Here is a 9,687-nt window from a genome sequence, read left to right as displayed (position 1 = left end):
CTCCCGACCCAGATCTATCTCCCGCCCCGAGACGCCGGGCACAACGCCCACCGCTCGATCACCCAGTATGACGACCCGGAAAAGAAAATGTTCCTGGCCGACCGCTTCATCAAGGGCACCTGCCCGAAATGCGGCACCGAAGACCAGTACGGCGACAACTGCGAAAAATGCGGTGCGACCTACGCACCAACCGACCTGAAGGATCCGAAGTCGGCAATCTCCGGCGCCACCCCGGTGCTCAAGGATTCCCAGCACTTCTTCTTCAAGCTCCCGGACTTCCAGGAAATGCTGCAGGCATGGACCCGCAGCGGCACCCTGCAAGACGCCGTAGCCAACAAGATCGCCGAGTGGCTGGACGCCGGCCTGCAACAGTGGGACATCTCCCGCGATGCGCCGTACTTCGGCTTCGAGATCCCGGACGAGCCGGGCAAATATTTCTACGTGTGGCTGGATGCGCCGATCGGCTACATGGCCAGCTTCAAGAACCTTTGCGACCGCACGCCTGAGCTGGACTTCGACACGTTCTGGGGCAAGGACTCCACCGCCGAGCTGTACCACTTCATCGGCAAGGACATCGTCAACTTCCATGCGCTGTTCTGGCCAGCGATGCTCGAAGGTGCGGGCTACCGCAAGCCAACCGGCATCAACGTGCATGGTTACCTGACCGTCAACGGTCAGAAGATGTCCAAGTCCCGCGGCACCTTCATCAAGGCCCGTACTTACCTTGATCACCTGTCGCCGGAATACCTGCGCTACTACTACGCGGCCAAACTGGGCCGTGGCGTCGATGACCTTGACCTGAACCTCGAAGACTTCGTGCAGAAGGTCAACTCTGACCTCGTCGGCAAAGTGGTCAACATCGCCAGCCGTTGCGCCGGCTTCATTCAGAAAGGCAACGCCGGCCTGCTGGTCGACAACAATGCCGCGCCAGAGCTGACCGAGGCCTTCCTCGCCGCCGCGCCAAGCATTGCCGACGCCTATGAAGCCCGCGACTTCGCCCGTGCCATGCGTGAAACCATGGCCCTGGCCGATCGCGCCAACGCCTGGATCGCCGACAAGGCTCCATGGTCGCTGAACAAGCAGGAAGGCAAGCAGGATGAAGTCCAGGCGATCTGCGCCACCGGCATCAACCTGTTCCGCCAACTGGTGATCTTCCTCAAACCGGTGCTGCCGCTGCTGGCCGCCGATGCCGAGGCGTTCCTCAACGTCGCGCCGCTGACCTGGAACGACCACACCACCCTGCTGGCCAACCATCAGCTCAACGAGTTCAAGCCGCTGATGACCCGCATCGACCCGGTAAAAGTGCAAGCCATGAGCGACGCCTCGAAAGAAGACCTGACCGCCAGCCAGACCGACACCGGTGCAGCCGCCCCTGCGGGCAATGGCGAACTGGCCAAGGATCCGCTGTCGGCGGAAATCGACTTCGACACCTTTGCCGCTGTCGACCTGCGCGTCGCACTGATCGTCAAGGCTGAACACGTGGAAGGTGCTGACAAGCTGCTGCGCCTGACCCTGGACATCGGTGACGAGCAACGCAACGTGTTCTCGGGGATCAAGAGTGCTTACCCAGACCCGTCCAAGCTCGACGGTCGCCTGACCATGATGATCGCCAACCTCAAGCCGCGGAAAATGAAATTCGGTATCTCTGAAGGCATGGTGATGGCGGCAGGTCCTGGCGGTGAAGAAATCTACCTGCTGAGCCCGGACAGCGGCGCCAAGCCGGGTCAGCGCATCAAGTAAGTCTATGCGTTAGATCGATCCCACAGACGTGCTCCGCATGCCTGTGGGATTTTTCATATCTGGCCCACCCTTCGCGGCAGCCGGATAATGCCTAACCTTATGAGACACCCGTCCGTTTCGCCGGCAGAACCATGACCGAACTTGTGCTTACGCTTTTCAGTGCTGCGCTGCTCAACAACTTCGTGTTGCACTGGCCGCTGGGCGTCGATCCGCTGATGGCCAGCAGTCGCCGACAAGTGCATGCGCTGGGACTGGCAACGTTGTGCCTGATGGTGGTGGTCGGCGTGTTCAGTTATGCGGTCTGGCACTGGCTGCTGGTGCCGCTGCAACTTGAAGCCCTGCGCCTGTTCGTGTTTCTACCGCTGAGCGTGCTGTTGATCGCGCCGATCCTGAAATTGCTGGCGCGCGGACTGCCCGACTGGCCGTTCGAAAGTTTGTGGCCGCTGTTACTGGGCAATGCCGGCGTGCTCGGCCTGGCGCTGATCAATGCGCAGAACGATCAGGGCCTGTTGCAGGCGACGGCGCTGAGTCTCGGTGCCGGGTTGGGCTTCTGGCTGGTGCTGAGCCTGTTCAGTGATTTGCGCGAACGCAGCGCCGACAACGATATTCCACTGCCCTTTCGCGGTTTGCCGATCGATCTGATCAGCGCCGGACTGATGGCTGTGATTTTTCTCGGATTCAGTGGACTGATCAAAACATGAGTCTGATTCAACGCATCGATGCCCTGCTGCCCCAGACCCAATGCGGCAAATGCGGCCATCCCGGATGCAAACCCTACGCACAAGGCATCGCCGAGGGCGAGCCGATCAACAAGTGCCCGCCGGGCGGTGACGAAACTGTCGCGGCGCTGGCCGAGTTGCTGAAAGTGCCGGTGCTGGAACTGGATATCAGCCGTGGCTCGGCACCGCCCCAAGTCGCCTACATCCGCGAAGCCGAATGCATCGGCTGCACCAAGTGCATTCAGGCCTGCCCGATCGACGCGATCGTTGGCGCCGCCAAATTGATGCACACGGTGATCATCGACGAATGCACCGGTTGCGATTTGTGCGTGGCGCCTTGCCCGGTGGACTGCATCGAAATGCATCCACTGCCGCTCGGCACGCTGCCGGTGGTCGGTGGCCTGGCCTTCAGCCTTGAAGAACAGCGCGCCCGCGCCGCCAAACGCGATCACGCCCGCCAGCGCTTTGAGCGACGCAACGATCGCTTGCTGCGCGAAGAACAACAGAAGCAGGCCGAGCGAGAGGCTCGAGCGAAAAAAGCGGCGCAACCTGAAGTCACTGCAACTGACCCGGTGCAGGCTGCACTTGAACGTGTGCGCGCGCAGAAAACCGCGACCGCCGATGCCGCATTGAAAAAAGCCAAGATTGATGTGGCGATGAGCCGCGCACAATTGCATAAATCCCTGAAAGCCTTCGGCCATCCGCCGACTTTTGAGCAGCAGTCGCAATTGATCGTCTTGCAGCAGCAATTCGAAGCGGCCGAACAGGCTCTGGCGAAACTTGAAAGCAACGCACCCGGCGCTCCGGTCGCGCCAGTCCCGGCGAAGGACGCTGATCTGAAACGGGCAAAGATCCAGTTGGCCATGCGCCGCGCCGAGCTGAAAAAGGCCCAGACCGCCGAGGCGCCCGCGCAGCAGATCGCCACGCTGGAACAGGCCCTGCGTGACGCCGAGCAGGCACTGCACGCTGCCGAAGCCGCCAGTGATCAGCCCGTGCCTGACCTCGTACGCGTGGAAAAACATCCGATCGACAGCCAGCTTCGACAGCTGAAAACCGAATTGGCCTACGCCCGCGCCGACCTCAATAAGCTCGAACGCCGCGCCGACACGCCGGGCGAAACCCTCGACAAGGCGCGCGCCCGCCTGCAAGACGCCGAGCGCCAGGTGCAAGACCATGTCGCCCCTTGAGACGCCGGACGATCGCCTGCAACAGGCGATGAAGCTGGTGCTGTTGGCCATGCTGCCGGGGCTGCTGGCGCTGTTCTGGATGTACGGTTGGGGGGTGTTGATCAACTTGTTGTTGGCCGTCAGCGGCGCATTGATCGTCGAGACAGGCGTCACACGCCTGCGCCGACAGCCTTTGCAGCCGACACTGAGCGACGGCAGCGCACTGGTCAGCGCCACACTGCTCGCCGCTGCCCTGCCGCCTTACTGCCCGTGGTGGCTGACGGTGATCGCGATTGCTTCGGGCTTGCTGTTTGGAAAACACCTGTACGGTGGTGTCGGCAAAAACCCATTCAACCCGGCCATGCTCGGTTTTGCGCTGGCCATAGTGATGTTCCCGCAGCCGATGACCCACTGGCCGGCCCAAGGCATGGGGCTGCTCGACACCGTGCAGCAGGTGTTCAATCCAAGTCAGGCACCTGACGCCTGGGTTCAGGCGACAGCACTGGACAGCCTGCGCATCAACAAAAGCCTGACCATCGATGAACTGTTCGCCGCCAATCCAGCCTTCGGGCGCTTCGGCGGACGTGGCGTGGAATGGGTGAATCTGGCGTTTCTCGCCGGCGGGCTGTTTTTGCTGCAACGGCGGGTGTTCGGCTGGCATGCACCGGTTGGCATGCTTGCCAGTCTGTTTATGGTCAGTTTGCTGTTCTGGAATGGCTCTGGCTCCGATTCTCACGGCTCGCCACTGTTTCATCTGCTGAGCGGGGCGACCATGCTCGGCGCGTTTTTCATCATCACTGAACCGGTATCCGGGGCAAAAAGCGCACTCGCTCGCCTGCTGTTTGGTGTCGGTGTCGGGCTGCTGACTTACCTGATCCGCACCTGGGGCGGTTACCCGGACGGTGTCGCGTTTGCGGTGTTGCTGATGAATCTCTGCGTGCCGGCGCTGGAGCGTTTTGCCGCAAACCGACAAGCCCAGGTGACCCCATGAACCGCACGACCAGCGTACTCATACTGCTGCTGTTGGCCGGGGTCGGCATCGGTGCGACGTATATGGTGCAACGCAGCAATGCGCCGCAAATCGCTGCCGAGCAACGTCTGCTCGACAGCCGCAAACTGCTCGATGTGCTCGCTTCAGAAATTTATGACAATCAACCGCTGCAGCAGCCGCTGGCATTGGCCGACATTGCCTTGAGCCACAGCACGCTGAGCGGCGGTTATCGCGCGACCAATGCCGGGCAAACGGTCGCAGTGCTGCTGCGTAGTCAATCGCAGGGTTATGCCGGGAGCATCGAGCTGCTGATTGCCATTGATGCGAGCGGAAAATTGTTGGGCGTGAAAACCCTCAAACAAACCGAAACCCCGGCGCTTGGTGGCGTGATCGGCGACTGGCCTAACATCTGGCTCCAGGCATTCGTTGGCAAATCGAGCAACGAGCCGACGGATTCAGGTTGGGCGTTGAAAAAGGATCAGGGACAATTTGATCAAATGGCCGGTGCGACCATCACGTCCCGCGCGGCGATCAACGCAATCCATGATGCGCTGCGTTACTTCGATGAGCATCGCGCGGCGTTGCTGGGAAGTGGAACATGAATCTGTCGAACGCGCTGATGCTGGTCCTGCTACTTGGCACCACACAAACGTTGGCCGGTACGCTGGGCACGCTGATGATGTTTGCCACCGTCGTGCTGGTCTATGGCGTCTGCATGGCACCCCTGCGTTCGCGCCTTAACGGTTCAAGTGCGTTGCTGGCAAGCCTGTTGCTCGCCGCTACGTTGACCAGTTGTGTGGAAATTTTTACGCAACGCTTTTATCTGCCCTGGCATCAGAACTTTGGCCTTTATGCTGGCCTGATTGCCTTGCAGTGCGTGGTGCTGGAACAGCATGGATTTTTCCGCCAGACGCGGATCGAGCGGCTCAAACTCTGCGGTTTGTTCAGCACATTGATGCTGGTACTCGCTGTAATGCGTGAACTGCTCGGTCATGGCAGCCTCGGTCGCGGACTATCAGAACACTGGCAAGGACTTGTTTTATTCAGTGAGGGGCTGCACATGGTCACTCTGGTTCCCGGCGCCTTCATCGTATTGGGGCTGCTGCTTGCGGCCCGTCAGGCGTGGACTCGCTCGAACTCAATTCCCAAGGAAACGCATCGCCCATGAATGCCGCAAAACGTCTTGAGATTTTTCGCCGACTGCATGAAGACAATCCCGAGCCGAAAACCGAATTGGCCTACTCCTCGCCCTTCGAATTGCTGATTGCGGTGATTCTCTCGGCGCAGTCGACTGATGTCGGCGTCAACAAGGCGACGGCGAAGTTGTTCCCGATCGCCAACACCCCGGCGGCGATCTATGCGCTGGGTGTCGAAGGCCTTTCCGAATACATCAAGACCATCGGCCTCTACAACAGCAAGGCCAAGAACGTCATCGAGACCTGCCGCATGCTGGTCGAACGCCACAACAGTGAAGTGCCGCAAACGCGTGAAGAGCTGGAGGCCTTGCCCGGCGTAGGCCGAAAGACCGCAAACGTGGTGCTGAATACGGCGTTCCGTCAACTGACCATGGCGGTCGACACGCACATTTTCCGGGTCAGCAACCGCACTGGCATTGCACCGGGCAAAAACGTGGTTGAAGTGGAAAACAAGCTGATGAAATTTGTGCCGAAGGAATTCCTGCTCGACTCCCACCATTGGCTGATTCTTCACGGACGCTACGTTTGCCTGGCGCGCAAGCCACGCTGTGGCAGTTGCAGGATCGAAGACTTGTGCGAGTACAAGGCCAAAACATCGGACGATTGACCGGCTATTAGATTTATTAACTGATCGATTGAAAAAATCTTTTTTACCCGTCGCTGCATTACCGATATAAGGGGCGCCAAAGGCAGTCTTAGCCGGAGTTAACCTTATGAGTAGCGACAAAGAGCAACTGGACGTAGAAGACGACGTTGACACCGCGGACGCTGACGCTGAGGAACCGGTAGTCGAAGTCGCCAAAACCAATCTGAGCAAACGCCGCACTATCGACAATCTGCTTGAAGAGCGCCGACTACAAAGGCGATTGGCCGATTACGACTTTGATCTCTGACACTTGAAAGCCTCCCGAAATGGAGGCTTTTCACTTTCTGCGACAAACTGAATCAGATCGGCCCATGACCCCGTCAGCTACCGAGACATTCAGACCAGTCCATTACGCTGTGCCAACTCGATCAAGTCCACCAGTGAACGCGCATTGAGTTTGAGCAACAAGCGGGTCTTGTAGGTGCTCACGGTTTTATTACTCAAAAACATGCCATCGGCGATTTCCTTGTTGGTCTTGCCACGGGCCAACTGTTGCAACACCATCATTTCGCGCCCGGAAAGGCGATCCACCATGTCGGCTTCACTGGCATTACCCAGACTGGTGCGCACTGTATGCAACGCCTGATTGGGGAAATAACTGTAGCCGGAGAGCACGGCCTTGATCGCGCTGAGCAATTCGGTCAGATCCTGCTGTTTACATACATAACCCGCCGCGCCCGACTGCATGCAACGCATTGAAAAATGGCCAGGCGCCTGGGAAGTCAACACAAGCACTTTAATAGGCATGGCGACCGAGGTAAGGCGCGCAATAACTTCCAACCCATCAAGTTTCGGTATTCCAATATCCAGAATGACAATATCCGGCATTTGTTCGCGAGCAAGTTGTAACGCATCCACACCGTTATCTGTTTCTGCAATGACTTCGTAGCCATGACGTTCCATCAGCATACGTACCGCAAGTCGAATGACGGGGTGGTCATCCACGATCAGCACTTTATTCATGGGCAAGTCCAGTTTCGCTGTTCGAATTTTTAGAGCACGCACAATATCCCAGTCACTTGCTCCATGGCATACCGGGGCTCTGATGCACTCGCATCGAGAGACATACCCTACGGGCATTGAGGATAATTCCTACAAAAAATCTGTCTCCCTCTAAACATCTGACAAAACCCACCTTTCAATCCCATGCAATATTTCAGCTTTGAACTTGTAACCGCGTGCAACCGACTTCTCTGGAGACTCCCTGTCCGAGCAGCTATTCGTTGCATTCATCACATGGGCAATTGAATGAATATCCGCATCACGCCATACGGAGATTACACATCCGAAACATCAGGAAATAGCCGCAATTTCTTACAGCGCCAATATACTCCCCACCCAACCATAAAGACTTGAAACAAGCTATTTATACTTAAGACAACAGTTTTGCTATAAATAGAAACACCAACTACCCATTCACGATAATCAAGAACATATAAAGCGACTAACAATGAGAAAAATCAAAAACGAGAAAACACCCATGTTTAAAATAAAAAACAAAATCACCAACCCCATGACAGTTATCGCTATATTTGCAGCCATCTCCGAGACATCAGCCGCTATCTCTCTGCCGTTTCTCAACAATGAAGATCGCGAAATATACGTCTGGTTTCTGATCAGTTTTCCGTTTTATTTGTTACTTCTATTTTTTATTACCCTGAACTTCAACCACCGCTCACTTTATTCACCCTCTGACTTTGGCAAAGACAAGAGTTTTCTAAAGGCCAACGACCATAATGATCGCGACAACAAACGAAACATGCCGACGCAGGACACAATCGCACATTGCACGTTCGGCATATCAAGTAGTGTCGTGCCCAGCGAAACCGCTGCAGCCCAATGCGCCAACACGGGAAAAATCCATAATACGCTCGATCCGCCTCCTGGCATCATTACGAAGTCACACCGGACGCTTCAATACAATATTCAGTTGTCCGCTTCCGTAAGCAACCTGCACATCATCGATGCACGGGATATTGATGCATCGAGAGAGTTCGCCACGATTGTGGAAAAAATCCAACGCACCGACAAAAAAGCCACCCGTGTGATCGTGTTTCTTTCCAATCACGTGTCGGACGTTTCACTGACGGAAAATGTGTTGCTGCACATCAAGCACGCGAAGAAAGGCTCAGGCACCACACTCTGCGTGGTTTACAACCTGTGCTCACAAGGGGTAACGCTGTTGGCGCGGGCCTGAAGAAAGAAGCATTGCCGAGAAGCAGATGCAGCGGAAAAACGCTCGATAAGAGCCAGACAAAGAATTTATAAAAAAGGGCGGCCTTGTCTCGAAGACAAGGCCGCCCTTTCATTGGCGCGTCAGTCTGTAAAAATCAGAACAGCTTGCGGCCCTTGTTGGCAGCAATACGCATGCGCAGGGCGTTGAGCTTGATGAAGCCCGCCGCGTCGGCCTGGTTATAGGCACCGCCGTCTTCTTCGAAGGTCGCGATGTTGGCGTCGAACAGCGAATCGTCGGACTTGCGGCCGGTGACGATCACATTGCCCTTGTACAGCTTCAAACGAACCACGCCATTCACGTTGACCTGCGAAGCGTCGATCATCTGTTGCAGCATCAGACGCTCAGGGCTCCACCAGTAGCCGGTGTAGATCAGGCTGGCGTACTTTGGCATCAGCTCGTCTTTGAGGTGAGCGACTTCACGGTCCAGAGTGATCGATTCGATGGCGCGGTGAGCGCGCAGCATGATGGTGCCGCCCGGGGTTTCATAGCAGCCACGGGACTTCATGCCGACATAACGGTTCTCGACGATGTCCAGACGGCCAATGCCGTGCTCGCCACCAATCTTGTTCAACGTCGCCAGCACGGTGGCCGGGGTCATTTCGACACCGTCCAGTGCAACGATGTCGCCGTTGCGGTAGGTCAGTTCCAGGTATTGCGGCTTGTCAGGCGCGTTCTCCGGGGAGACGGTCCAGCGCCACATGTCTTCTTCGTGCTCGGTCCAGGTATCTTCCAGCACGCCGCCTTCATAGGAGATGTGCAGCAGGTTGGCGTCCATCGAGTACGGGGATTTCTTCTTGCCGTGGCGCTCGATCGGGATCGCGTGCTTCTCGGCGTAGTCCATCAGCTTCTCGCGGGACAGCAGGTCCCACTCACGCCATGGCGCAATCACTTTCACGCCTGGCTTGAGCGCGTAGGCGCCCAGCTCGAAACGTACCTGGTCGTTGCCCTTGCCGGTGGCGCCATGGGAAATGGCGTCAGCGCCGGTTTCGTTGG

11 protein-coding genes are annotated in these 9,687 nt (G+C 57.2%); 9 read left to right on the top strand and 2 right to left on the bottom strand.

The window, feature by feature from the left end:
- The 8 genes from metG to ACIOVB_RS26075 all read left to right on the top strand — a co-directional run.
- Positions 1-1,740: methionine--tRNA ligase (metG, locus tag ACIOVB_RS26110; protein WP_401272116.1), on the top strand; the 1,740-nt coding region annotated here is incomplete at its 5' end.
- A gap of 131 nt (positions 1,741-1,871) precedes the next feature.
- Positions 1,872-2,441: an electron transport complex protein RnfA gene (locus tag ACIOVB_RS26105; RefSeq protein WP_401272115.1), complete on the top strand. Its 570-nt coding sequence runs from the start codon at positions 1,872-1,874 to the stop codon at positions 2,439-2,441.
- Positions 2,438-3,646: an electron transport complex subunit RsxB gene (rsxB, locus tag ACIOVB_RS26100; RefSeq protein WP_401272114.1), complete on the top strand. Its 1,209-nt coding sequence runs from the start codon at positions 2,438-2,440 to the stop codon at positions 3,644-3,646. The genes ACIOVB_RS26105 and rsxB overlap by 4 nt, the downstream gene beginning before the upstream one ends.
- Positions 3,633-4,616: an RnfABCDGE type electron transport complex subunit D gene (locus tag ACIOVB_RS26095; protein WP_401272113.1), complete on the top strand. Its 984-nt coding sequence runs from the start codon at positions 3,633-3,635 to the stop codon at positions 4,614-4,616. Before rsxB ends, ACIOVB_RS26095 begins: the two co-directional genes overlap by 14 nt.
- Positions 4,613-5,218: an RnfABCDGE type electron transport complex subunit G gene (locus ACIOVB_RS26090; protein ID WP_401272112.1), complete on the top strand. Its 606-nt coding sequence runs from the start codon at positions 4,613-4,615 to the stop codon at positions 5,216-5,218. The genes ACIOVB_RS26095 and ACIOVB_RS26090 overlap by 4 nt, the downstream gene beginning before the upstream one ends.
- On the top strand, positions 5,215-5,784 hold the full coding sequence (locus ACIOVB_RS26085) for an Rnf-Nqr domain containing protein (RefSeq protein WP_401272111.1): 570 nt from the start codon (positions 5,215-5,217) through the stop codon (positions 5,782-5,784). The genes ACIOVB_RS26090 and ACIOVB_RS26085 overlap by 4 nt, the downstream gene beginning before the upstream one ends.
- Entirely contained in the window at positions 5,781-6,419 is a 639-nt protein-coding gene (gene nth, locus ACIOVB_RS26080) for an endonuclease III (RefSeq protein ID WP_187678169.1), read from the top strand. The genes ACIOVB_RS26085 and nth overlap by 4 nt, the downstream gene beginning before the upstream one ends.
- Positions 6,420-6,525: 106 nt before the next feature.
- The gene (locus tag ACIOVB_RS26075; protein ID WP_401272110.1) at positions 6,526-6,705 is read left to right on the top strand and encodes a PA3496 family putative envelope integrity protein; all 180 of its coding nucleotides are present in this window, start codon (positions 6,526-6,528) and stop codon (positions 6,703-6,705) included.
- An 89-nt stretch (positions 6,706-6,794) separates the two neighbouring features.
- On the opposite strand, the gene ACIOVB_RS26070 is transcribed toward ACIOVB_RS26075, so the two are convergent.
- Positions 6,795-7,421, bottom strand: coding sequence for a response regulator transcription factor (locus ACIOVB_RS26070; RefSeq protein WP_042560733.1), 627 nt, complete (start codon positions 7,419-7,421; stop codon positions 6,795-6,797).
- 517 nt (positions 7,422-7,938) lie between these two features.
- On the opposite strand from ACIOVB_RS26070, the gene ACIOVB_RS26065 reads away from it, so the two are divergent.
- Positions 7,939-8,655 carry a hypothetical protein gene (locus tag ACIOVB_RS26065; protein ID WP_401272117.1) on the top strand — a complete coding sequence of 239 codons (717 nt, stop codon included), beginning with the start codon at positions 7,939-7,941 and terminating at the stop codon, positions 8,653-8,655.
- A gap of 133 nt (positions 8,656-8,788) precedes the next feature.
- Here the strand turns inward: ACIOVB_RS26065 and ACIOVB_RS26060 are convergent.
- The coding region (locus tag ACIOVB_RS26060; protein ID WP_401272109.1) for an argininosuccinate synthase at positions 8,789-9,687 on the bottom strand (899 nt) is incomplete at its 5' end.

This window comes from Pseudomonas sp. NPDC087639 (assembly GCF_044743385.1).
Lineage (GTDB): Bacteria > Pseudomonadota > Gammaproteobacteria > Pseudomonadales > Pseudomonadaceae > Aquipseudomonas.
Note: the sequence above shows the minus strand (reverse complement) of the source record. Positions and strands in the feature narration are given on the sequence as shown.

What these genes read in the sequence shown, in the direction of transcription:
- ACIOVB_RS26105 (WP_401272115.1), top strand. Translation starts at nt 1,872, where the DNA reads ATGACCGAACTTGTGCTTACGCTTTTCAGTGCTGCGCTGCTCAACAAC.
- rsxB (WP_401272114.1), top strand. Translation starts at nt 2,438, where the DNA reads ATGAGTCTGATTCAACGCATCGATGCCCTGCTGCCCCAGACCCAATGC.
- ACIOVB_RS26095 (WP_401272113.1), top strand. Translation starts at nt 3,633, where the DNA reads ATGTCGCCCCTTGAGACGCCGGACGATCGCCTGCAACAGGCGATGAAG.
- ACIOVB_RS26090 (WP_401272112.1), top strand. Translation starts at nt 4,613, where the DNA reads ATGAACCGCACGACCAGCGTACTCATACTGCTGCTGTTGGCCGGGGTC.
- ACIOVB_RS26085 (WP_401272111.1), top strand. Translation starts at nt 5,215, where the DNA reads ATGAATCTGTCGAACGCGCTGATGCTGGTCCTGCTACTTGGCACCACA.
- nth (WP_187678169.1), top strand. Translation starts at nt 5,781, where the DNA reads ATGAATGCCGCAAAACGTCTTGAGATTTTTCGCCGACTGCATGAAGAC.
- ACIOVB_RS26075 (WP_401272110.1), top strand. Translation starts at nt 6,526, where the DNA reads ATGAGTAGCGACAAAGAGCAACTGGACGTAGAAGACGACGTTGACACC.
- ACIOVB_RS26070 (WP_042560733.1), bottom strand. Translation starts at nt 7,421, where the DNA reads ATGAATAAAGTGCTGATCGTGGATGACCACCCCGTCATTCGACTTGCG.
- ACIOVB_RS26065 (WP_401272117.1), top strand. Translation starts at nt 7,939, where the DNA reads ATGTTTAAAATAAAAAACAAAATCACCAACCCCATGACAGTTATCGCT.